This window comes from Streptomyces tibetensis (assembly GCF_040647715.1).
Lineage (GTDB): Bacteria > Actinomycetota > Actinomycetes > Streptomycetales > Streptomycetaceae > Streptomyces > Streptomyces tibetensis_A.
Genome location: NZ_JBEZCR010000004.1, coordinates 200,152 through 221,441, shown reverse-complemented (window position 1 = coordinate 221,441; position 21,290 = coordinate 200,152). Strand labels below are relative to the sequence as shown.

The 21,290-nt window shown below is 71.9% G+C and carries 20 protein-coding genes; 10 read left to right on the top strand and 10 right to left on the bottom strand.

Going from position 1 to position 21,290, the window contains the following annotated elements; translation table 11 throughout:
- Positions 1 to 210: 210 nt before the first annotated feature.
- Entirely contained in the window at positions 211 to 933 is a 723-nt protein-coding gene (locus tag AB0B29_RS12635; protein WP_362237730.1) for a MerR family transcriptional regulator, read from the top strand.
- Here the strand turns inward: AB0B29_RS12635 and AB0B29_RS12630 are convergent.
- The 4 genes from AB0B29_RS12630 to AB0B29_RS12615 all read right to left on the bottom strand — a co-directional run bounded on the left by AB0B29_RS12630 (position 919) and on the right by AB0B29_RS12615 (position 6,002).
- Positions 919 to 3,105 (bottom strand): 3-hydroxyacyl-CoA dehydrogenase NAD-binding domain-containing protein, encoded by a 2,187-nt coding sequence (locus AB0B29_RS12630; protein ID WP_362237727.1) that lies wholly within the window; start codon positions 3,103 to 3,105, stop codon positions 919 to 921. The two genes, AB0B29_RS12635 and AB0B29_RS12630, sit on opposite strands and share 15 nt — an antisense overlap.
- A gap of 34 nt (positions 3,106 to 3,139) precedes the next feature.
- Positions 3,140 to 4,354 carry an acetyl-CoA C-acetyltransferase gene (locus AB0B29_RS12625; RefSeq protein WP_362237724.1) on the bottom strand — a complete coding sequence of 405 codons (1,215 nt, stop codon included), beginning with the start codon at positions 4,352 to 4,354 and terminating at the stop codon, positions 3,140 to 3,142.
- A gap of 11 nt (positions 4,355 to 4,365) precedes the next feature.
- Positions 4,366 to 5,511 carry a CaiB/BaiF CoA transferase family protein gene (locus AB0B29_RS12620; protein ID WP_362237722.1) on the bottom strand — a complete coding sequence of 382 codons (1,146 nt, stop codon included), beginning with the start codon at positions 5,509 to 5,511 and terminating at the stop codon, positions 4,366 to 4,368.
- 110 nt (positions 5,512 to 5,621) lie between these two features.
- Positions 5,622 to 6,002, bottom strand: a complete 381-nt coding sequence (locus tag AB0B29_RS12615) for an MmcQ/YjbR family DNA-binding protein (RefSeq protein ID WP_362237720.1) — start codon at positions 6,000 to 6,002, stop codon at positions 5,622 to 5,624.
- A 91-nt stretch (positions 6,003 to 6,093) separates the two neighbouring features.
- Between AB0B29_RS12615 and AB0B29_RS12610 the strand changes: the two genes are divergently transcribed.
- Complete coding sequence (locus AB0B29_RS12610) at positions 6,094 to 7,272, top strand: saccharopine dehydrogenase family protein (protein WP_362237717.1); 1,179 nt, start codon at positions 6,094 to 6,096, stop codon at positions 7,270 to 7,272.
- Between the two features lie 16 nt (positions 7,273 to 7,288).
- Here AB0B29_RS12610 and mmpA read toward each other — a convergent pair whose 3' ends face one another.
- Entirely contained in the window at positions 7,289 to 7,435 is a 147-nt protein-coding gene (gene mmpA, locus AB0B29_RS12605; RefSeq protein ID WP_170320889.1) for a morphogenic membrane protein MmpA, read from the bottom strand.
- A gap of 180 nt (positions 7,436 to 7,615) precedes the next feature.
- On the opposite strand from mmpA, the gene AB0B29_RS12600 reads away from it, so the two are divergent.
- Positions 7,616 to 7,810, top strand: a complete 195-nt coding sequence (locus AB0B29_RS12600) for a hypothetical protein (protein ID WP_362237714.1) — start codon at positions 7,616 to 7,618, stop codon at positions 7,808 to 7,810.
- Here AB0B29_RS12600 and AB0B29_RS12595 read toward each other — a convergent pair.
- A complete protein-coding gene (locus AB0B29_RS12595; protein WP_362237712.1) occupies positions 7,798 to 8,490 on the bottom strand; it encodes an endonuclease V in 693 nt (230 codons plus the stop codon). The two genes, AB0B29_RS12600 and AB0B29_RS12595, sit on opposite strands and share 13 nt — an antisense overlap.
- Positions 8,491 to 8,553: 63 nt before the next feature.
- Between AB0B29_RS12595 and AB0B29_RS12590 the strand changes: the two genes are divergently transcribed.
- A complete protein-coding gene (locus AB0B29_RS12590) occupies positions 8,554 to 8,847 on the top strand; it encodes a YciI family protein (protein ID WP_362237709.1) in 294 nt (97 codons plus the stop codon).
- Between the two features lie 10 nt (positions 8,848 to 8,857).
- On the opposite strand, the gene AB0B29_RS12585 is transcribed toward AB0B29_RS12590, so the two are convergent.
- Together AB0B29_RS12585 and AB0B29_RS12580 are read right to left on the bottom strand one after the other, a co-directional pair.
- Positions 8,858 to 9,181, bottom strand: coding sequence for a plasmid stabilization protein (locus tag AB0B29_RS12585; protein WP_362237707.1), 324 nt, complete (start codon positions 9,179 to 9,181; stop codon positions 8,858 to 8,860).
- A gap of 70 nt (positions 9,182 to 9,251) precedes the next feature.
- Positions 9,252 to 10,298 carry a WD40/YVTN/BNR-like repeat-containing protein gene (locus tag AB0B29_RS12580; protein WP_362237705.1) on the bottom strand — a complete coding sequence of 349 codons (1,047 nt, stop codon included), beginning with the start codon at positions 10,296 to 10,298 and terminating at the stop codon, positions 9,252 to 9,254.
- A 305-nt stretch (positions 10,299 to 10,603) separates the two neighbouring features.
- On the opposite strand from AB0B29_RS12580, the gene AB0B29_RS12575 reads away from it, so the two are divergent.
- Entirely contained in the window at positions 10,604 to 11,020 is a 417-nt protein-coding gene (locus tag AB0B29_RS12575) for an SsgA family sporulation/cell division regulator (protein WP_053674905.1), read from the top strand.
- Between the two features lie 71 nt (positions 11,021 to 11,091).
- Here AB0B29_RS12575 and AB0B29_RS12570 read toward each other — a convergent pair whose 3' ends face one another.
- Positions 11,092 to 11,745 carry a GOLPH3/VPS74 family protein gene (locus tag AB0B29_RS12570; protein ID WP_362237702.1) on the bottom strand — a complete coding sequence of 218 codons (654 nt, stop codon included), beginning with the start codon at positions 11,743 to 11,745 and terminating at the stop codon, positions 11,092 to 11,094.
- Between the two features lie 342 nt (positions 11,746 to 12,087).
- Here AB0B29_RS12570 and AB0B29_RS12565 point away from each other — a divergent pair, with 342 nt between their 5' ends.
- The 5 genes from AB0B29_RS12565 (at position 12,088) to AB0B29_RS12545 (ending at position 20,825) form a co-directional block, all read left to right on the top strand.
- Entirely contained in the window at positions 12,088 to 13,713 is a 1,626-nt protein-coding gene (locus AB0B29_RS12565; RefSeq protein WP_362237700.1) for an ABC-F family ATP-binding cassette domain-containing protein, read from the top strand.
- A gap of 10 nt (positions 13,714 to 13,723) precedes the next feature.
- Entirely contained in the window at positions 13,724 to 16,000 is a 2,277-nt protein-coding gene (locus AB0B29_RS12560; protein ID WP_362237697.1) for an excinuclease ABC subunit UvrA, read from the top strand.
- Positions 16,001 to 16,177: 177 nt separating this feature from the next.
- A complete protein-coding gene (locus AB0B29_RS12555) occupies positions 16,178 to 18,631 on the top strand; it encodes an Orn/Lys/Arg decarboxylase N-terminal domain-containing protein (protein ID WP_362237694.1) in 2,454 nt (817 codons plus the stop codon).
- A 249-nt stretch (positions 18,632 to 18,880) separates the two neighbouring features.
- Positions 18,881 to 19,657 (top strand): dimethylargininase, encoded by a 777-nt coding sequence (ddaH, locus tag AB0B29_RS12550; protein ID WP_362237692.1) that lies wholly within the window; start codon positions 18,881 to 18,883, stop codon positions 19,655 to 19,657.
- A gap of 190 nt (positions 19,658 to 19,847) precedes the next feature.
- Positions 19,848 to 20,825 (top strand): acyl-ACP desaturase, encoded by a 978-nt coding sequence (locus AB0B29_RS12545; RefSeq protein WP_362237689.1) that lies wholly within the window; start codon positions 19,848 to 19,850, stop codon positions 20,823 to 20,825.
- A 111-nt stretch (positions 20,826 to 20,936) separates the two neighbouring features.
- Here the strand turns inward: AB0B29_RS12545 and AB0B29_RS12540 are convergent, their stop codons facing one another.
- Positions 20,937 to 21,182, bottom strand: coding sequence for a WhiB family transcriptional regulator (locus AB0B29_RS12540; protein WP_362237686.1), 246 nt, complete (start codon positions 21,180 to 21,182; stop codon positions 20,937 to 20,939).
- Positions 21,183 to 21,290: the final 108 nt, after the last annotated feature.

Genomic DNA, 21,290 nt, shown 5'->3' with positions numbered 1-21,290 from the left:
ACTCTCTGGTGTTCCCGAGCGGGTCGCGCTCGGCTTTCCGGACGTACATAAGGTCCGCGCCCTCGGTAAAGGCACAGACCAAGGGGCCACCTTCCCCCACCCTCCGCGGCTCACGCGGTGGTGCACGTCACAGAGCGCGACTTCTCACACCACCTTCACCTGGGACACCGGAGGTTTCACAGCACCGGTGAGACAGCGATACTGCTGCACATGACGACCGACACCGAGGAGCCGACCCTCACGATCGACGAGCTGGCGGCCCGGGCCGGAGTCACGGTGCGCACGGTCCGCTTCTACGGCACGAAGGGGCTGCTGCCCCCGCCGGTGCTCGGGCCGCGGCGGGTGGGGCACTACGGGCGCGAGCACCTGACCCGGCTGGCGCTGATCGAGGAGTTGCAGCAGCAGGGCATGACGCTGGCCGGCATCGAGCGCTACCTGCGGCAACTGCCGCCGGACCTGAGCGCGCACGACCTCGCCATCCACCGGGCCGTGGTGGCGTCCTGGTCGCCGGAGACCGTCGAGACGGTCACGCGGGCGGAGCTGGAGCGGCGGGCCGGACGGCCGTTGGCAGACGAGGACATCGAGCGGCTGGCCGCCATGGGCGTGGCCCGGCCCGTGGACGGCGGGTACGAGGCCGACCTCGGTCTGCTCCGGCTCGGCGCCGGGCTGCTGGACGTGCCGCTGTCCCAGCGGGCGATCTCCACGGCGCGCACCGTCCTCATCGAGCACGCGTGCGCCGCGGCCCGGGAGCTGTCCCAGCTCTTCCGCGGTGAGGTGGCGGAGCGTGACGCGCGGGACGTGCGGTCCCTGTCGGCGCACATGCACCCGCTGGTGGTGCAGGCGCTCCTCACCGCTTTTCAGCGGTCGCTGAAGGAAGAGCTGGGCGAGTGGCTCACCGGGCCGTCGGGGTCCGGCGGGTCAGACGCGGGCTGAGTCGCTGAACCGCTCCCCCTTCTCCGCCTTCTCCACCAGCAGGGCGGGCGGGGCGAAGCGCTCCCCGTACTGCTCGGCGAGTTCGCGCGCGCGTGCCACGAAGCCGGGCAGGCCTCCCTCGTAGCCGTTGATGTACTGGAGCACGCCGCCGGTCCAGCCCGGGAAGCCGATGCCGAAGATGGAGCCGATGTTGGCGTCGGCGACGGAGGTCAGCACGCCCTCCTCCAGCAGCCGGACGGTGTCCAGAGCCTCGGAGAACAGCATGCGTTCCTGCATGTCCCGGAACGGGATCCGGTACCCCGGCTTGGTGTAGTGCTCGCGCAGGCCGGGCCACAGGCCGGTGCGCTTGCCGTCGTCGCCGTAGTCGTAGAAGCCGGCGCCGCCGCTGCGGCCGGTGCGGCCGAACTCGTCGACCATGCGGTCGATGACGGCCTCGGCGGGGTGGGCCGTCCAGGTGCCGCCGGCCTCCTCGACCGCCCGCTTCGTCTCGGCCCGGATCTTGCGGGGCAGGGTCAGCGTCAGTTCGTCCATGAGGGACAGCACCTTGGCCGGGTAGCCGGCCTGGGCGGCGGCCTGTTCGACGGAGGCGGGCTCGATGCCCTCGCCGACCATGGCGACACCCTCGTTGATGAAGTGGCCGATGACGCGGGAGGTGAAGAAGCCGCGCGAGTCGTTGACGACGATGGGCGTCTTGCTGATCTGCCGGACCAGGTCGAAGGCCCGGGCCAGGGCCTCCTCACCGGTGCGCTCGCCCTTGATGATCTCGACGAGCGGCATCTTGTCGACGGGCGAGAAGAAGTGCAGACCGATGAAGTCGCCCTGGCGCTCCACGCCTTCGGCGAGGGCGGTGATGGGCAGGGTGGAGGTGTTGGAGCACAGCAGCGCGTCCGGCTCGACGACGTGCTGGATCTCCTGGAACACCTTGTGCTTGAGGGAGGTGTCCTCGAAGACGGCCTCGATCACGGCGTCGCAACCGGCCAGGTCCTGGACCTCGGCGGTCGGGGTGATGCGGGCGAGCAGGGCGTCCGCCTTCTCCTGGGTGGTACGGCCCTTGGCGACGGCCTTGGCGCACAGCTTCTCGGAGTAGGCCTTGCCCTTGAGGGCCGCCTCCAGGGAGACGTCCTTCAGGACGACGTCGATGCCGGCGCGGGCGCAGGAGTAGGCGATGCCGGCGCCCATCATCCCGGCACCGAGCACGGCGGCCCTGCGGACCTTGCGGGGCTCGACGCCCTTGGGGCGGTTGGCGCCGGAGTTGACGGCCTGGAGGTCGAAGAAGAACGCCTGGATCATGTTCTTCGAGGTCTGGCCGGCCGCGAGGTCCACGAAGTAGCGGGCCTCGATGACCTGCGCGGTCTCGAAGTCGACCTGGGAGCCCTCGACGGCGGCGGCCAGGATGTTGCGGGGGGCCGGGTAGGGGGCGCCGTTCGTCTGCTTGCGCAGCGTGGCCGGGAAGGCGGGCAGGTTCGCGGCGAACTTGGGGCTGGCGGGGGTGCCTCCCGGGATGCGGTAGCCCGGCTTGTCCCAGGGCTGCTGGGACTCGGGGTTGGCGTCGATGAAGGCCCGGGCCTTGGCGAGCATGTCCTCGGGGCTGTCGGCCACCTCGTCGACGAGGCCGTTGTCCAGGGCGCGGCGCGGGTTGTACTGGGTGCCCTGGAGGAGGACCTTCAGCAGGGCGTCGGCGATACCGAGCATCCGGACCGTGCGGACGACGCCTCCACCGCCGGGGAGCAGGCCGAGGGTGACCTCGGGGCAGCCGATCTTGGAGCCGGGTGCGTCAAGGGCGACGCGGTGGTGGCAGGCCAGGGCGATCTCGTAGCCGCCGCCGAGGGCCGCGCCGTTGAGGGCGGCGACGACGGGCTTGCCGAGGGTCTCGATGCGGCGCAGGTTCCGCTTGATGGCCATGCCGCCGTCGAACAGCTCCTGGGCCGTCTCGGGCGTCACGCGGATGAGGTCGCGCAGGTCGCCGCCGGCGAAGAAGGTCTTCTTCGCGGAGGTGATGATGACGCCCCGGATGGAGTCCCTCTCGGCCTCCAGGCGGTCGGTGACGGCGGCGAGGGAGTCGCGGAACGCCTGGTTCATGGTGTTCGCGGACTGGTTCGGGTCGTCGATGACCAGGGTGACGAGGCCGGTGCGGTCCTGTTCCCAGCGGATGGTGGTGGCTTCAGTGCTCATGTGGAGGTGCTCCGTGTGATCCGTCGGGAGGGGGTCAGATGCGCTCGACGATGGTGGCGACGCCCATGCCGCCGCCGACGCACAGCGTGGCGAGGCCGTAGCGCTTGTCCTGGCGCTCCAGTTCGTCGACGAGGGTGCCGAGGATCATCGCGCCGGTCGCGCCGAGGGGGTGGCCGAGCGCGATCGCGCCGCCGTTGACGTTGACCTTGTCCAGGGACAGGCCCATGTCCTTCACGAAGCGCAGCACGACCGCCGCGAACGCCTCGTTGATCTCCACGAGGTCGATGTCGTCGACGGTCAGTCCCGCCTTGGCGAGGGCCTTGCGGGTGGCTGGGGCAGGGCCGGTGAGCATGATGGTCGGCTCGGAGCCGGAGACGGCGGCGGAGACGATCCGGGCGCGGGGCGTGAGGCCGTAGCGCTCGCCGACCTCCTTGGAGCCGATCGCGACGAGCGAGGCGCCGTCGACGATGCCGGAGGAGTTGCCCGCGTGGTGGACGTGGTCGATCTTCTCGATCCAGTGGTACTGCTGGAGGGCCACGGCGTCGAAGCCGCCCAGTTCGCCGATGTCCGCGAAGGACGGCTTGAGCTTGGCCAGGGAGTCGGCGGTGGTGCCGGGGCGGGGGAACTCGTCGTGGTCGAGGACGACCAGGCCGCTGCGGTCCTTCACCGGGACGACGGACCGCTCGAAGCGGCCGTCCTTCATGGCGGTGGCGGCCCGCTCCTGGGAGAGGGCCGCGTACTCGTCGACGTCGCGCCGGGAGAAGCCCTCGATGGTGGCGATGAGGTCGGCGCCGATGCCCTGCGGTACGAAGTTGACCTGGAGGTTGGTCATCGGGTCGTTGAACCAGGCGCCACCGTCGGAGGCCATCGGCACCCGGGACATCGATTCGACGCCACCCGCGAGGACGAGGTCCTCCCAGCCGGAACGCACCTTGGCGGCGGCCAGGTTGACGGCCTCCAGACCCGAGGCACAGAAGCGGTTCTCCTGCACACCGGCGACCGTGTCGGGCAGGCCCGCGGCGATGGCGGCGATCCGGGCGATGTCGGAGCCCTGGTCGCCGACCGGGCCGACGACGCCGAGGACGATGTCGTCGACGGCGGCCGGGTCGAGGTCCGGGAAGCGGGCGCGGATCTCGTGGATGAGTCCCACGACCAGGTCGATGGGCTTGGTGCCGTGCAGGGCGCCATTGGCCTTGCCGCGGCCGCGCGGGGTGCGGATCGCGTCGTACACGTACGCTTCGGTGCTCACGAGGGGGCCTTTCACTGAGGGTTTCGGGACGACGGGAGGAGCCCGGGGACGTCCCAGTCCCGGGCGACGTCCGCCGTGCCGGCGCCCGGCCGCGCCGGGCCGGTGCGGACGGAGGTCGGGGTCGCGGAGAAGCGGGGGGCCGGGGCGGGCTGGGTGATGCCGCCGTGGTCGGTGAAGGTGCCGCGGGCGGCCAGGTGCGGGTGGTGCGGGGCCTCGCGCAGCGACAGCACGGGCGCCACACAGGCGTCGGAGCCGTCGAACACGGCCGTCCACTCGTCCCTCGTCCGGGTCTTGAAGCGGGCGGCGATCTGTTCGCGCAGTTCGTCCCAGCGGGTGACGTCCTTGCGGGCGTCGCCCCGGTCGCCGACGCCGAGGAGGCCGAGGAACTCGGCGTAGAACTGCGGTTCCAGGGCGCCGACGGCCATGTACCCGCCGTCGGCCGTCTCGTACGTGCCGTAGTAGGGGCAGCCGCCGTCCAGGAGGTTGCCGCCGCGGCGGTCCTGCCAGCCCCCGGCGGCGAGCATGCCGTGGATCATCGTGGTGAGGTGGGCGGTCCCGTCGACGATGGCGGCGTCGACGACCTGGCCGGTGCCGGTCGCGCGGGCGTGGTGCAGGGCGGCGAGGACGCCGACGACGAGGTAGAGGGAGCCGCCCGCGTAGTCGCCGAGCAGGTTGGCCGGGGCCGGCGGCGCCTCTCCCGGCCGGCCGATCATGCCGAGCGCACCGGTGGGGGCGATGTACGCGATGTCGTGCCCGGCACGTCGGGAGAGCGGGCCGTCCTGGCCCCAGCCGGTCATCCGGCCGTAGACGAGGCGCGGGTTGCGGGCGAGGCAGGGCTCGGGGCCCACGCCGAGGCGTTCGGCGACGCCGGGGCGGTAGGCCTCGACCAGGACATCGGCGCGGGCCGCGAGGTCGAGGGCCTGTTCCCGGCCGTCGGGTGACTTCAGGTCGACGATCACCGAGCGCTTGTTGCGGTTGGTGACGTCGTACGCCGGGTCGATCCCGAGCCCGGGGCTGCCCGGGCGGTCCACGCGCACGACGTCGGCCCCGAGGTCGGCCAGGAGCATGGCGGCGAACGGGCCGGGCCCGATGCCGGCCAGCTCGACGACGCGCACGCCGCTGAGCGGGCCGTGTCCTGGCGTCCTTGCCGTGGTCATGCAGCCCCCAGCGCTGTGACACATCTGATGTAACACCAGTGATGCTAAGAACGTGTTCCAGTCGGCACAAGACCTGAACGAGCAAGCGCTTAGCAATCTGCCGGACGAGGTCAGGTCCCGTCCAGCACCACTATCAGCCGCTTCGGGGCGATGGCCCGGTAGCTGTCCTCCACCCAGTCGCAGAGCACCTCGGCCGACGGGGCGCCCTGCCGCTCCAGGGGGATGCTCACCCAGCCCGCCTTGCCCAGGCCGTACCCGGCGGGCTCGGCGCCCGGGCAGGCCAGCGCATGGGCGTGCGCGGTCTCGTCGGTGAGCTTCACCGTCACTCCCAGGGGGTAACTGCCGTCCTGGACTCCGAGGAAGACGAACACCTTCTTGTTGACCTTGGCGACGGACTCGCCCCAGGGGAACTCCTCGACGGCGTCCGGCAGTGCCAGTGCGAACGCGCGCGCTTTCTCCCACTTCTTCAGGGCATTCCTGGGCACGGCCATCGTCGTCCTCCGGGCTCGTCGTCGGGCTCCGCACTCCTCACGCTAGCCTCGGCCACCGACAGCGGCACGGGCTGCACGACCGAGGGGTGTCATGAGCAGGCAAAGCAGGACGGACCGTCCGTACGACATCGTGCTCTTCGGAGCGACCAGTTTCGCCGGGGCGCTCACCGCGGGGTATCTGGCCGCCCACGCGCCCGAGGGGCTGCGCTGGGCGATCGCGGGCCGCAACGCGCAGAAGCTGGAGCGGCTTCGGGATCGGCTGCCCGCCGACGCGGAGATCGGCGTGCTGCGGGCGGACGTCTGCGACCCCGCCTCGCTGCGCGACCTCGCCGGGCAGGCGCGCGTGGTGGCCACGACCGTCGGCCCGTACGTGATGTACGGCGAGGAACTCGTCGCGGCCTGCGCGGACGCCGGGACCGACTACCTGGACCTGTGCGGCGAGCCCGAGTTCGTGGACCTGATGTACGTCCGGCACGACGCCCGCGCGCGGGAGACCGGGGCGCGGCTGGTGCACGCCGCCGGGTTCGACTCGATCCCCTACGACCTGGGCGTGTACTTCACCGTGCAGCAGCTGCCCGAGGACGTGCCGCTGACCGTGGAGGGCTTCGTCACCGCGGACGCGGCGTTCTCGGGTGGGACCTTCGCCTCCGCGCTCGGCCAGTTCGCGCGGCAGCGGGAGATGGCGGCGGCCGCGCGGGACCGGCGGCGGCACGAGCCGCGGCTGGTGGGCCGGCGGACGTCGGCGCCGTTGGGCGGGCCGCGGTTCGCCAGGGAGGTCGGCGCGTGGGCGCTGCCGATGCCGACCATCGACCCGCAGATCGTGCGGCGCTCCGCGTCGGCCCTCGAACGGTACGGCCCCGACTTCCGCTACCGGCAGTACGCGGCCGTCCGGCGTCTGCCCGTCGCCGTCGGCGGGGTCGCGGCGGTCGGCGCGCTGGCCGCGGCGGCTCAGGTGCCGCCCGCCCGGCGCTGGTTGTCGGACCGGCTCAAGCCCGGGGACGGGCCGAGCCCCGAGAAGCGGGCGAAGAGCTGGTTCTCCGTGCGCTTCGTGGGCGAAGGCGGCGGCTCGCGGGTGTACACGGAGGTCTCGGGCGGCGATCCCGGCTACGACGAGACGGCCAAGATGCTCGCCGAGTCGGCGCTGTGCCTGGCCCTGGACGACCTTCCGAAGACGGCGGGTCAGGTCACCACGGCGGTGGCGATGGGCGACGCGCTGATCGGCCGGCTGCGCGCGGCGGGCATCCGCTTCCGCGTCGCGGCGGCCCGCTGAGGGCCCGCCGGAGGGCCTACAGCGGCCACTCGGCGAGGGTGTAGATCATCCCGGCGATCCAGCCGAGCCCGGCCAGGACGGCGAGGATCAGGCCTATGGTGACGGCCCGCTCGACGGTCTGGGTCGGGGCGGCAACAGGCTTGGGGGCGCGGTGCGTTGTCATGCGCCCCAGCCTGTCGGCCCCGGCCGCCGCCGGGCATCCGTACGGGTACTCAGAACCGGTACTCAGATGCGCTCGCCCCGCCCGGCCCATGCCTCTCCTCCCACTTGCGACTTCTCGGCGCTCCCCCTGCGGCGACGGCGCGAAAGTACCAACAAGGAGTTCAATGAAACCCTTGAAGGTATGAGATTCCTTCTGGAAGTGTCCCTGGACGACGCGGCCTCGACGAAAGACCCGGCGGGCGAACTGGGCCGGATCCTCAGGTACTGGGCCGGCAATCTGCGCCACTACGCACTCGTCCCCGGGGACGAGTCGGCGGTCTACGACTCGGACCATCGCGAGGTGGGCCGCTGGCGGGTGGAGGATCAGGCCGAGTAGGCCTTCCTCAGCGCCTCGCGGCACAGCGCGTCCGCCCTGCGGGTGGTTTCCGGGAGACGGTAGGCGGGGGTCAGCGCGAGGGTGTGGGCGCAGGCGCCGTCCAGCGTCACCCGGTGGCCCACGGAGACGAAGACCGGCTTGACGCCGTCGCGGGTGCGCAGGGCCCGGCCGACCTCCTCGGAGCCCGCGAACAGTGGGGCGGTGCTGCCGCGCGGGGTGCCCGGATCGTCGTAGGAGAAGGTGAACGGGTTCTTCGCGACGCCGATGGTGGGCAGGCCGGTCAGGACGCCGAGGTGGCTGGCCAGACCGAAGCGGCGGGGGTGGGCGAGGCCGTAGCCGTCGCAGACGACCAGGCCGGGCGGGCAGGGCAGGGCCTCCAGGGCGGCGAGAACCGTGGGGATCTCGCGGAAGGCGAGCAGCCCGGGCACGTAGGGGAAGGAGACCCGGCCCACCGCGGTGGCCTGCGCGACGACGTCGAGACTCGACGCGTCCAGGACGACCGCCGCCGCCGCGACGACGTCCCGTTCGTCGTCGTACGCGACGTCCACCCCCGTCACATGGCCTGTCCGGGGAGGCGGTCCGGGTTCGTCGAGGATCACACGGGCGCGCAGCGCGTCCTGGACGGCGCGGGCCTGGTCCTCGGTGGCGGGCCAGTCCTCGGGAATGCGTACGGTCGTCATGATGGCCCTGAGCCTACGGGCCGCCCGGCGGCCGGACAGGGGGCCGGGGGTAGGCTCCCGGTCATGTTCGTGCTGGAGTTGACGTACACAGCCCCGCTGGAAGCCGTCGACGCTGTGCTGCAGAAGCATGTCGCCTGGCTCGACGAGCAGTACGGGCAGGGGGTGTTCCTCGCGTCCGGGCGCAAGAACCCCCGCGACGGCGGAGTGATCATCGCCGTCGCGGGGGATCGCGCGCGGATCGAGGAGATCACCGCGGAGGACCCGTTCGTCATCGCGGGCGTGTGCGCGTACCGCGTCACCGAGTTCACGGCGACGAAGACGGCACCCGCGCTGGAGGCCTACCGGGAGACCCTCTGAGGCGTCCGCCTCACTTGCCCAGCGCGCGCTGCAACTGGCTCTTGTTCATGCTGGACCGGCCCTCGACGCCCTTGCGCTTGGCCTCCTGGTACAGCTGGTCGTACGTGGGGCCCTGGGAGCCCTGTCCCGACCGCTGACCGCCCCGCTTGCCGGAGGACATGTCCTTGGTGGAGGTGCGGCTGGCGGTCTTGGACTCGCCGGAGCGGGCGCGTTCCTTGTTCACCGTCCGCGCGGCGATCTCCTTGGCGCGGCCGGTGCTTTCGCCCCGGTCCTCCGCACTTTCCTTGATGTGCTCGTACTGGCGCTCCCGCTTGGGGCTCGAACCGCGTGGCATGTCCGCTCACTTCCTTTCCCGATCAGTGAACGAGTACCCACACTGCCAACGATCAGGGCACCCCGCATGCTCAGTGCTCCAGGCGGGCCACCCGGCCCTGCTCACCGGCGGCCCAGCACCCGTGGTCCGGGGCGCAGTCGACGGTGTCGTAGGAGCCCGTGTCCACGGTCCGCCAGGTCCGGCCGGCGTCCGCGGTGAGGTCCGTGCCGGTGGGGCCTACGGCGAGGGCGGCGGTGCGGCTGTGCGGGAGCCAGGCGACGCCGGAGCGGTAGGCGGGCGGGGGTGCGGCGGCCGGGCGCCAGGTGCGGCCGCTGTCGGAGGAGCGGGCGGCGGCCTGCGGTGAGGGCCGGCCGGGGCGGAAGTCGCCGCCGACGGCGAGACCGTGGGTGCGGTCGCGGAAGGCGAGCGCGAAGACGCCCCGAGCGGGGTCGCCCGCCGGCAGGGGCGAGTCGGTGGCGGTCCAGGTGCGTCCGCGGTCAGAGGAGTGCAGGACCCGCGCGCGTGCCGCCCCGCCGGTGGCCAGCCAGACGTCCCCCGTCCCGGCCGTCACCAGGCACTGGCCGCTCGCCGCGAATCCGGCCTCGCCCTCCTGCGCGGCCGGCATGCCCCGCTCCGGCAGCACCTTCCAGGTACGGCCGCCGTCGCCGGTCGACAGGATGCGGAACCTCCCGTCCACCGGGTCGCTCATCGCCAGACCGTTGCGGCGGTCGAAGAAGGCGAGACAGTCGTAGAACGCCTTGGGGTCGGGGTTGCGGAAGGACTCCGTCCAGGTCGCTCCGCCGTCGTCGGTGCGGTAGACCCGGGACGCCTCCCCCTCGCCGATGGCCAGTACCACGGCCCGGCGGGCGTCGAACCCCTCGACGTCCCGGAACTGCAACTCCCCGGCGCCGGGTGGTGACACGTCGCGCCAGCTCCTGCCGCCGTCGGTGGTGCGCAGCACGGTGCCGCCGGTGCCGGCGACCCAGGCGGTGTTCCGGCTGACGGCGGCGAGGCCCCGGAAGCGTGCCTGCGGGGTGCCGGTGTCCTTGAGTTCCCAGTGCGGCGGCCGGTGCTCCGGCCCGTGCGCCTGCGCCGGTACGGCGGTCAGGGCGGCCAGTGCCGCCGCGCAGGCCGCCATCGCGGTCGCCCTGCCCCGTGTTCGTCCCGTCCGTCGCGTGCTCCCCATGCGCCTCATGGCGGGGGAAGCTAGCCCACCGTCCGGGTGCCGTCCAGATGGCCTCGCGGGTGCCGCCGGAGGTGCGGTGGGCGCCACAAGTGCCGTGTGAGGCACACAAGGAGAGCCACGTCACTCTGGTGCATGAACGCGGTGACAGAGGTCACTCGCACTTCGTGTGCACGGATTGGCTGATTCCGTCGTCTCTTCCAGTGCCCGGCCTCATCCGCCCGGAAGTGTCCGTCCAGCCGTCACAAGGGAGCAAGGCGTTGTCCATCGTCATCGAGCAGCCCGTGGAGGCCCGCCTCGTCGCCGCCGCGCCGCGTATGCCGAGCATTCCCGCGACGCTGCACTACGACCGGCGTGATCCTTTCGCGGTCCGCATGACCTTCCCCGCCCCGGCCACGCTGGAGGGCGTCGAGGTCTGCTGGACCTTCTCCCGTGAGCTGCTCGCCGCGGGCCAGAAGAGCGCGGAGGGGCACGGGGACGTGCGCGTGCGCCCCTACGGCTACGACCGCACGGTGCTGGAGTTCCACGCCCCCGAGGGCACGGCCGTGGTCCATGTGCGCTCCAGCGAGATCCGCCGGTTCCTCGAGGCCACGAGCGAACTGGTGCCGGTCGGTCTGGAGCACCTCCAGCTGGATCTGGACCACGGTCTGGCGGAGCTGATGCGGGACGCGTGCTGAACTGACGGGCTCGTCCCGGCAGGCGCCCCTGTCGCGTCGCGGCCGGCCCTCGCGCCACCGGGCGCGGGGGATCACCCTCGGGCCGCTGCCTGCCCCGATGACCTCCCCGCGGTGACCGCCGCGGTCACCTCTCGGACGATGCTCCCCGGTCCGCGCGTCGCCGCTCCGGCCCGTTCGGTCAGTTCCCGGGTGCGCTGTTCGGGCGCGCTCTCGCCGAAGAGGTCCGCGGCCTCGGCGAGGAGGGCGACCGCCGCGTCGCGCCCGGAGATCCCGGCGGCGGGCAGCGGCCCACGCAGCACCTGCCGGATCTCCTCCCGCAGCGCCGCCACGACGGTCGCACGCACCAGCACGTACTCCACGGACGGGAACACCCCGAGTACCCGGCGCTTCTCCGCCCGCAGGTATCCCTCGGCCACCAGCTGCTCCCGCACGGCGTCGGAGGTCACCCGCGCCCGCAGCGTCACCCATGTCCGCCAGGGGTGCGGGCACGACTCCCGGACGAGGTCCAGCAGCCCGTCGAGGACCGGGTCACCCGCGCACGCGTCCAGGTCGGCCGGCGTGGCGATACCGTCCACGTCGGTCAGCAGCCCGCGCTGGGCCAGCTCGACGAGGGCACCGGCCCGCACCAGGCCGGGTCGCAGGGCGGAGCGGCCGGCCGCTGGTCGTGCGGCGTCCCAGGCCAGCAGGCAGAGCCTGGCCGGCAGCGACAACGGGCCGTGCGGCACGGGAGGCCTCCTCGGAACGGGAAGATCGGGTCGGCACGTCATGCGTCGACAGGCCCACAGGACCTTCGTAATGGCGTTGACAGGCCTACAGGGCCTTCGTAGCGTGTACCGCGTCCTGTTGCCGCCGATTGGAGAAGGACGTTGCTCGTCTGAGGTCCTGAGACACCGCGTCACATCCCTCTGTGGTGTGCGCTGCGTGCGACCTCGGCGTTCGAGCCGTCCTCCCGGTGCAGGGTGTTCTTCACGTCCGTGACGTGCCCATGGAGCCTCCTCCCCCTGGTCGCAGGTGTCTCGACACGCGTTTGCCCCTGACCGCTTCGAGCAACCGCGAGCGAGGCTCCCATGTCTGCTTCCCTCACCCTTACGTCCCTTGCGTTCGCCTGGCCCGACGGCAGTGCCGTCTTCGAGGGCCTGGACGTCGCGTTCGGCCCCGGCCGGACCGGCCTGGTCGGCGTCAACGGGTCCGGAAAATCGACCCTGTTGAAGCTGATCGCCGGTGAACTGAAACCGGCCGACGGCACCGTCCGCGTGGCCGGCGAGGTCGGTTACCTCCCGCAGAACGTCACGCTCGACACCGCCCTGCGCGTCGACGAGGCCCTCGGCATCGCCGCTCGGCGCGCCGCCCTGCACGCCATCGAGTCGGGCGACGTCTCCGAGGCGCATTTCGAGACCGTCGGCGACGACTGGGACGTCGAGGAGCGCGCCCTCGCCACGCTCGGCGAACTCGGCCTGGGCCACGTCGAGCTGGACCGCACCATCGGCGAGGTGTCCGGCGGCGAGTCCGTCCTGCTTCGGCTGGCCGCACTGCTGCTGCGCCGGCCCGACGTGCTGCTGCTGGACGAGCCGACCAACAACCTGGACCTGTACGCCCGTCGGCGGCTGTACGCGGCCGTCCAGTCCTGGCCGGGCGTGATGGTCGTCGTCAGCCACGACCGCGAACTGCTGGACCTCGTCGACCAGATCGCCGATCTGCGTTCCGGCGAGATCACCTGGTACGGCGGCAACTACTCCGACTACGAGGAGGCACTGGAGATCGAACAGGAAGCGGCGGAGCGCATGGTGCGCGTCGCCGAGTCCGACTTCCGCAAACAGAAGCGCGAACTGGCCGACGCCCAGGTCAAGCTGGCCCGCCGCAAGCGGTACGGGCAGAAGATGTGGGACAGCAAGCGCGAGCCGAAGATCGTCATGGGGGCGCGCAAGCGCGCGGCGCAGGAGTCCGCGGGCAAGCACCGCATCATGCACGAGGAGAAGCTCGCCGAGGCCCGGGAGCGGCTCGACGAGGCGGTGGAGGCCGTACGGGACGACGACGAGATCCGCGTCGACCTGCCGTACACGGCCGTGCCGCCGGGGCGGACCGTGCTCACCCTCCAGGACCTCGGGCTCCGCTACGGCGCCCGGGTGCAGGGCGGTTTCGACCTGCGCGGGCCCGAGCGGGTCGCGTTGATCGGACGCAACGGCTCGGGCAAGACGACGCTGCTGCGCACGATCACCGGCGAGCTCCGGCCGGAGTCGGGCGAGGTGCGCACGCACGTCCCGCTGCGGTTCCTGCCACAGCGGCTCGACGTCCTCGACGGGGAGCTCTCCGTCGCCGAGAACGTGGCCCGTTACGCGCCGGACGCCACCAACAACCGGGTCCGGGCGCGGCTGGCGCGCTTCCTGTTCCGGGGCGCCCGCGCCGACCAGAAGGCGGCGACGCTGTCCGGCGGCGAACGCTTCCGGGCCGCGCTGGCCGCGCTGATGCTGGCCGAGCCCGCGCCGCAGCTGCTCCTGCTGGACGAGCCGACCAACAACCTGGACATGGCTAGCGTCCGGCAGCTCACGACGGCCCTGGAGTCGTACGAGGGAGCGCTGGTCGTGGCCAGTCACGACCTGCCGTTCCTGGAGTCGATCGGCATCACGCGCTGGCTGCTGCTGGAGGAAGGAGAACTGAAGGAAACCACGCCAGAGGATGTCGGGATTTCCTCCTAGCGTCGGCGGCATGACCGACTTCGCGCACGATGCCATCACCCTGACCGGAGCACGCGAGAACAATCTCAAGGACGTCACCCTCCGCATCCCGAAAGGCCGGCTGACCGTGTTCACCGGCGTTTCGGGATCGGGTAAGTCGTCCGTCGTCTTCGACACGATCGCGGTGGAGTCGCAGCGCCAGCTGAACGAGACCTACCCCTGGTTCGTCCGCAACCGGCTGCCCAAGTTCGAGCGGCCGCGTGCGGACGGCCTGGAGGACCTCACCCCCGCGATCGTCGTCGACCAGCGGCCGATCGGCGGCCACTCCCGGTCGACCGTGGGCACCATGACGGACGTCTACTCGGTGATCCGGGTGCTGTTCTCCCGGCACGGTACGCCGAGCGCCGGACCGGCCGCAGCGTACTCGTTCAACGACCCGTCGGGCATGTGTCCCGAGTGCGACGGCCTCGGCCGGACGGTGCGGCCCGACTGGGACCGGATCCTCGACCCGGGCCGCTCCCTCGCGGACGGGGCGGTCCGTTTCCCGCCGTTCGCCGCCGGTACCTGGCAGGGGCAGACGTACACCAACAGCACCGACCTCGACCCGCACAAGCCGGTGGGGCGGTTCACCGCCGCCGAACGCGAGTTCCTGATGCGCGGGCGGCCCGGCAGCAAGGTCACGGTCAACGGCAGCGGCGGCACCTGGACCACCGAGTACGAGGGGCTGGCCGTCCGCTTCGAGCGGCTGTACCTGAAGCGGGACCTGTCGGGCATGAGCCAGAAGACCCGGGACCTGGTCCGCGCGTTCCTGGTGGAGGGCGCCTGCCCGGCCTGCCGTGGGGCACGTCTGAACGCCGCGGCGCTCGCGACCCGCGTCAACGGCCGGTCGATCGCGGACTGCGTCCGCATGCAGGTCACGGATCTGATCACCGTGCTGAAGGAGATCGACGACCCCGTGGCCCGGCCGATCTCCTCGGCCGCCGTGGCCGCGCTGGAGCGCATCGAGGCGATCGGCCTCGGCTATCTCAGCCTCGACCGGGAGACCGCCACGCTCAGCGGCGGGGAGGGGCAGCGGCTGAAGACGGTGCGGCACCTCGGCTCCAGCCTGACCGGCATGACGTACATCTTCGACGAGCCGAGCGTCGGCCTGCACCCGCGTGACGTGGGCCGTCTCGGTGACCTGCTGCTGCGGCTGCGGGACAAGGGCAACACGGTGCTGGTCGTCGAACACGACCCGGACGTCATCGCACTGGCCGACCATGTCGTCGACATGGGGCCGGACGCCGGCGCCGGGGGCGGCACAGTGGTGTTCGAGGGGACACCGAAGGACCTGGCGGCGTCCGGCACGCTCACCGGGCGGTGTCTGCGCCGCCGTACGGAGGTCAAGCGCGAAGAGCGGCGGCCCGTGGGCGAACTCTGGGTCAAGGGCGCCGGCCGGCACAACCTGCGGGACGTGACCGTACGGTTCCCGGCCGGTGTGCTCACGGCGGTGACCGGGGTCGCCGGGTCCGGGAAGAGCACCCTGGCCGGGGAGTTCATCGCGGCGCACGACGACGCCGTGGTCGTCGACCAGTCGTCGATCGGCATCTCCGGCCGTTCCACCCCGGCGACCTACCTGGGGATCATGGACACCGTCCGCAAGACCTTCGCCCGTGAGACGGGGGCCGAGGCCGGTCTCTTCAGCTTCAACTCCGACGGCGCCTGCGGCACCTGCGAGGGCCGGGGCCTCATCTACACGGACCTGGCTTTCATGGACCCGGTGACCACGACCTGCCACGCCTGCGAGGGGCGGCGTTTCAAGGAGGAGGTGCTGCGGCTGACCGTCCGGGGCCGTTCCGTCGCGGACGTCCTGGAGATGACGGCCGAGCAGGCGCTCGGCTTCTTCGACGACCCGGGCGTACGGCGGCGGCTGGGCGCCCTGCGGGACGTAGGCCTCACGTACCTCACGCTCGGCCGCCCCCTCTCCACGCTCTCCGGGGGCGAGCGGCAGCGCATCAAGCTGGCCACGCGGCTGCACCGGACCGGGGCCGTCTACGTGCTCGACGAACCGACGACCGGCCTGCACATGGCGGACGTGGAGGGGCTCGTCGCCCTGCTGGACCGGCTGGTCGACTCGGGCAACACGGTCGTCGTGGTCGAGCACAACCTGGACGTGATCGCCCGGGCGGACTGGGTGATCGACCTCGGCCCGGACGGCGGCCGGGACGGCGGCGAGATCGTCTTCGAGGGGACGCCCCGGCAACTGCTGGCAGCGGAGGGCTCCTTCACCGGGGAGCATCTGCGGCGGGCGGTGCGGCACCGCCGGTGAGCCGGGGCGTGCCGATCGTCGATGAGCGGTCGCGTGGGTGGTTCGGGCCGATCGTCAACGCGCGGACTCGGGCGTTTAACCGATGGAGTGGTTTGCCCCGGCTGCGGCCGATCCTGCGTGCGGGGCCCGCGAACACTGGAAGGGGGTGGCGCGGGCCACCGTGGAGGGGGGGACGGCATGGCCGACGGCACGGTACTGGTGGCGGTGGCGGAGCACCCGGACGACGGGGGTGTCGGCGCGGAGCAGTTGGCGTGCGTCGCTGAAGGAATCCGGGCGCGCGGCTTACAGGTCCGCTGGGTGATGAGCGTCGCCGACGCCGAGGCGGTGCTGCGGACCGAGGCCGGGCTGGCCGCCGCGGTGGTCGCCTGGGACCTTCCGTCCGGAGCGGGGGGCGCAGCCAGGGGGCGGGGCGCAGCCCTCCCCCAGGCCGGGGGCGGGGGCGGGGGCGACGCGGGAACCGGTGACGGACCCGGCGGTGCGGCGGTGCTGCGCCGGATCGGGCGCCGGTTCCAGAACCTGCCGGTGTTCCTGGTCATGGCGGACGAAGGGCTGCGCGAGTTGCCGCTGTGGGTGTCCCAGTCGGTGGTGGGCTATGTGTGGCCGCTGGAGGACACGCCGGCGTTCATCGCCGGGCGGATCACGACCGCCGCACGCGCCTACCAGGACGCACTGCTCCCGCCGTTCTTCAAGGCGCTGCGGCGCTTCGACGACGCGCACGAGTACTCGTGGCACACTCCCGCGCACTCCGGCGGTGTCGCCTTCCTCAAGTCACCCGTGGGCCGGGCGTTCCACGCGTACTTCGGGGAGCGGCTGCTGCGCAGCGACCTGTCGATCTCCGTTGAGGAGCTCGGCTCGCTGTTCGAGCACACCGGGCCGATCGGTGAGGCGGAGCGCAACGCCGCGCGGGTCTTCGGCTCCGCACACACCTACTTCGTGCTGCACGGCGACTCCACCTGCAACCGCCTGGTCGGGCACTTCAGCGTGACCCACGACGAGATCGCCCTGGTCGACCGCAACTGCCACAAGTCCGTCCTGCACGGCCTGGTCGTGTCCGGCGCGCGCCCCGTGTACCTGGTCCCCACCCGCAACGGCTACGGCCTCGCCGGACCCTTGCCGCCCGCCGAGATCGCGGCGGACGCGGTGGCCGCGCGGATCGCCGCGAATCCGCTGACGCCGGACGCCGTCTCCTCGCGCGCCCAGTACGCGGTGTTCACCAACTCCACGTACGACGGGCTGTGTTACGACGCCGTGGCGGCGGCCCGGGCATTCGCCACGGCCACGCCCCGGCTGCACTTCGACGAGGCGTGGTTCGCCTACGCCCGCTTCCATCCGCTCTACGCCGGGCGCTACGGCATGTCGGTGGACGAGGAGGCCTTCCCCGGCCCCGACCGGCCGACGGTCTTCGCGACCCAGTCCACCCACAAACTGCTGGCGGCCCTGTCACAGGCGGCCATGGTGCACGTCAGGCCGGCGCCGCGGGCACCGGTCGAGCACGACCGGTTCAACGAGGCACTGATGATGCACGGGACCACGTCACCGCTGTACCCGATGATCGCCTCGCTGGACGTGGCGACGGCCATGATGGACGGCCCGCAGGGACAGTGGCTGGTCGACGAAGCGGTGACCGAGGCGATCCGGTTCCGCCAGGAGGTGGTGCGGATCGGCCGGCGGATCGAGGCGGCGGGCGACCGGCCGCCGTGGTTCTTCGGCGTGTGGCAGCCGGACGAGGTGACGGACCCCGCGAGCGGGAAACGACTGCCCTTCGACGAGGCACCGGCCGACCTGCTGCGCACCGAGCCGTCCTGCTGGCACCTCGCGCCCGACGCGGACTGGCACGGCTTCCCCGGGCTGACCGACGGTTACTGCATGCTCGACCCGATCAAGGTCACCCTGACCTGCCCGGGGCTCGACGCGACCGGGGAGATGTCCGAGCAGGGCATCCCGGCCCGGGTGCTCACCGCCTATCTGACGACGCGCGGCATCGTCGTCGAGAAGACCGACAGCTACACCACGCTGGTGCTGTTCTCCATGGGCATCACCAAGGGCAAGTGGGGCACCCTGCTGGACGCCCTCATGGACTTCAAGGACCTCTACGACGGTGACGCCCCGCTCGACCGTGTGCTGCCCGCGCTGGTGGCGGAGCACCCGCGCCGCTACGGCGGGCTGACGCTGCGCGGCCTGTGCCAGGAGATGCACGACCATCTGCGGGGGGCCCGCCTGGTCGAGCTGCTCGACAGCGCCTTCCAGCACCTGCCCGAGCCGGTCGCCCCGCCCCAGCTGTGCTACCAGCGCCTGATCCGCGGCGGCACGGAACGGATCCGCCTGACGGACGCGCCGGGACGGGTGGCCGCGGCGATGGTCACGGTGACCCCGCCCGGCATCCCGGTCCTCATGCCGGGCGAGAGCACCGGCGAGGCGGACGGTCCCCTCCTGCGCTACCTCGGCGCCCTGGAGTCCTTCGACCGCCACTTCCCCGGCTTCGGCAGCGAGACCCACGGCGTGACCCGTGACCCCGACACGGGCGACTACCTGATCGAGTGCCTGCGTCCGGACGAGCAGGGGCAAAATGCCCCCGGTGCGGTGACGCCGGCGCAGCGGCGAGGGCTGGAGGGGGCCGGGTCGCCGGGCTGAGCGGAGGGACGCGGTCGGGGGCGGCAGAGCGAGGACCTGGGGCCGGGTCGGTGCGTCGAGTTGGAGAAGCGCTCCGCGGGTACCCGGCGGGCAGTGGTCGGCCCCTCCACCCGCTCCGCCCCTCCCCGGGGCTGTCCTCGCCCTCGTCCGCCCTGCATGATGGTCGGCCGACGCCCGATGGGTTCCGGTCGATCCCGGAGGCTCCGTCGGTGCGGTCCCGACCGTCCCATCCGATACGGAGTCACGCTCGTGCCCAGCAAGAAGGCCCTCGTCCGCCGCCCCAGCCCACGTCTCGCCGAAGGGCTGGTGACGCACATCGAACGGGAGAAGGTCGACGCCGACCTCGCCGTCGAGCAGTGGGAGGCGTACGTGGAGGCCCTGCGCACGCACGGCTGGGAGACCATCGAGGTGGACCCGGCCGACGACTGCCCGGACTCGGTGTTCGTCGAGGACACGGTCGTGATGTACAAGAACGTGGCCCTGATCACGCGTCCCGGCGCCGACTCCCGGCGGGAGGAGACCGCCGGGGTGGAGGAGGCCGTGGCCGGTCTGGGCTGCTCGGTGAACTGGATCTGGGAGCCGGGCACCCTGGAGGGCGGTGACGTGCTGAAGATCGGCGACACGGTCTACGTGGGGCGGGGCGGCCGTACCAACGCCGCCGGTGTCCGGCAGCTGCGCGCCGCGTTCGAGCCTCTCGGCGCGCGGGTCGTCTCCGCGCCGGTGAGCAAGGTGCTGCACCTGAAGTCGGCGGTCACGGCGCTCCCCGACGGCACGGTCATCGGGCACATCCCGAAGATGGACACGCCGTCGCTGTTCGCGCGCTTCCTGCCGGTCCCGGAGGAGGCGGGCTCGCACGTGGTCCTGCTCGGCGGCGACAAGCTGCTGATGGCGGCGAGCGCGCCGAAGACCGCCGAACTGTTCGCCGATCTCGGGTACGAACCGGTCGTCGTGGACATCAGCGAGTTCGAGAAGCTCGAGGGATGTGTGACGTGCCTCTCGGTGCGGCTGCGGGACCTGTACGTCTGAGGGCCCGCGCGTCCCCCGTCCGGGCCTTTCGACCTGCGAGTCCGGGGAGCTGACCGATCACCGGGCGACCCCTGCTGATCAGCGGTGTTTACAGCACCCTTAACCTACGGCATCGTAACCTACGGATACGTAGCCTACGATGCCGTAGGTTACCGCTCACCGCTCGTACGCTTGTCCCCCTGGAGAGTCCATGACGATCACCACTCCCCACCTCGGCAGCCCGGCCGGCGCCTGGACCGACGCTCAGCTGCTGTACGCCTTGGAGGAAGTGGTCGAGAAGGAGCTCAACCGGCATCTGAAGGTCGCCAAGGACTGGATGCCGCACGAGTACGTGCCCTGGACCGACGGCCGCAACTTCCCCGGTGTCTTCGAGGACGGCGAGGCCTGGGAGAAGGAGCAGTCCAAGGTCACCGAGATCGGACGCATCGCGCTCGTCGTCAACCTTCTCACCGAGGACAACCTGCCCAGCTACCACCACGAGATCGCCTCGCTGTTCGGCCGCGACGGCGCCTGGGGCACCTGGGTGCACCGCTGGACCGCGGAGGAGGGCCGGCACGGCATCGTGATGCGCGACTACCTGCTCACCTCGCGCGCGGTGGACCCGGACAAGCTGGAGGAGTTCCGGATGTCCCACATGAGCGAGGGCTTCGAGTCGGACAACCGGCACTCGATGCTGCACTCGGTCGCCTACGTGGCCTTCCAGGAGCTCGCGACCCGCGTCTCGCACCGCAACACCGGCCACCAGTCCGGGGACCCGGTCTGCGACCGCATGCTGGCGCGCATCGCCACCGACGAGAACCTGCACATGGTCTTCTACCGGAACCTGCTCAAGGCGGCCTTCGAGCTGGCGCCCGACCTGACGATGATGGCGGTGCGCGACGTCATCGTGAACTTCCGGATGCCCGGCCACGGCATGCCCGGCTTCGAGCGGGCCGCCGCGCAGATGGCGATCGGCGAGATCTACAACATGCGCATCCACCACGACGACGTGCTCCAGCCGGTGCTGCGCTTCCTGAAGGTCATGGAGATCGACGGCCTGGGCCCCGAGGGCCGCAAGGCGCAGGAGGAGCTCGGCCTGTTCATGGGCGGTCTGGACTCCGAGGCGTCGAAGTTCGACGAGAAGCTGGCCGCCCGCAAGGCGCGCATGGCCGCCCGGGCCGGCGCCTGACGCCGACCCGCCCGCACGTCCACGAGGCCCCGGCCGCCCCGGGCGGCCGGGGCCTCGTGCGATACCGGCCGCGGACAGCGCAGGGCCGGGAGGCCCCCGCCCCCGTGCCGGCTACCGCGGCAGCCGTCGCAGCTCCAGCCGCTCCTTCTCCGACAGACCGCCCCAGACGCCGAAGCGCTCGTCGTGCTCCAGCGCGTACGCCAGGCAGGCCGCCCGGATCGGGCACATACCGCAGATCCGTTTCGCCTCCCGCACCGAACTGCCCGGCTCGGGGAAGAAGAAGTCCGCCCCCGTCTGCGCGCACAACGCCTCTTGCTGCCATTCGAGTTCGGGCGAAGTGATCGTGTCGATGTGCATGTCCGGCAGCGTCGCGGACAGCGAAAAACGTTCGATCAACGCGGGATCAACACCGCGTTCACGGGCCCCGGCCGCCTCGATGGTGACCCGCCGGGCGGGGCCGGCGCA

What these genes read in the sequence shown, in the direction of transcription:
- AB0B29_RS12585 (WP_362237707.1), bottom strand. Translation starts at nt 9,181, where the DNA reads ATGCCACGCGGTTCGAGCCCCAAGCGGGAGCGCCAGTACGAGCACATC.
- AB0B29_RS12635 (WP_362237730.1), top strand. Translation starts at nt 211, where the DNA reads ATGACGACCGACACCGAGGAGCCGACCCTCACGATCGACGAGCTGGCG.
- AB0B29_RS12540 (WP_362237686.1), bottom strand. Translation starts at nt 21,182, where the DNA reads ATGCACATCGACACGATCACTTCGCCCGAACTCGAATGGCAGCAAGAG.
- AB0B29_RS12630 (WP_362237727.1), bottom strand. Translation starts at nt 3,105, where the DNA reads ATGAGCACTGAAGCCACCACCATCCGCTGGGAACAGGACCGCACCGGC.
- AB0B29_RS12565 (WP_362237700.1), top strand. Translation starts at nt 12,088, where the DNA reads ATGTCTGCTTCCCTCACCCTTACGTCCCTTGCGTTCGCCTGGCCCGAC.
- AB0B29_RS12595 (WP_362237712.1), bottom strand. Translation starts at nt 8,490, where the DNA reads ATGACGACCGTACGCATTCCCGAGGACTGGCCCGCCACCGAGGACCAG.
- mmpA (WP_170320889.1), bottom strand. Translation starts at nt 7,435, where the DNA reads ATGACAACGCACCGCGCCCCCAAGCCTGTTGCCGCCCCGACCCAGACC.
- AB0B29_RS12610 (WP_362237717.1), top strand. Translation starts at nt 6,094, where the DNA reads ATGAGCAGGCAAAGCAGGACGGACCGTCCGTACGACATCGTGCTCTTC.
- AB0B29_RS12545 (WP_362237689.1), top strand. Translation starts at nt 19,848, where the DNA reads ATGACGATCACCACTCCCCACCTCGGCAGCCCGGCCGGCGCCTGGACC.
- AB0B29_RS12615 (WP_362237720.1), bottom strand. Translation starts at nt 6,002, where the DNA reads ATGGCCGTGCCCAGGAATGCCCTGAAGAAGTGGGAGAAAGCGCGCGCG.
- AB0B29_RS12555 (WP_362237694.1), top strand. Translation starts at nt 16,178, where the DNA reads ATGGCCGACGGCACGGTACTGGTGGCGGTGGCGGAGCACCCGGACGAC.
- AB0B29_RS12580 (WP_362237705.1), bottom strand. Translation starts at nt 10,298, where the DNA reads ATGGCGGCCTGCGCGGCGGCACTGGCCGCCCTGACCGCCGTACCGGCG.
- AB0B29_RS12560 (WP_362237697.1), top strand. Translation starts at nt 13,724, where the DNA reads ATGACCGACTTCGCGCACGATGCCATCACCCTGACCGGAGCACGCGAG.
- AB0B29_RS12620 (WP_362237722.1), bottom strand. Translation starts at nt 5,511, where the DNA reads ATGACCACGGCAAGGACGCCAGGACACGGCCCGCTCAGCGGCGTGCGC.
- AB0B29_RS12590 (WP_362237709.1), top strand. Translation starts at nt 8,554, where the DNA reads ATGTTCGTGCTGGAGTTGACGTACACAGCCCCGCTGGAAGCCGTCGAC.
- AB0B29_RS12600 (WP_362237714.1), top strand. Translation starts at nt 7,616, where the DNA reads ATGAGATTCCTTCTGGAAGTGTCCCTGGACGACGCGGCCTCGACGAAA.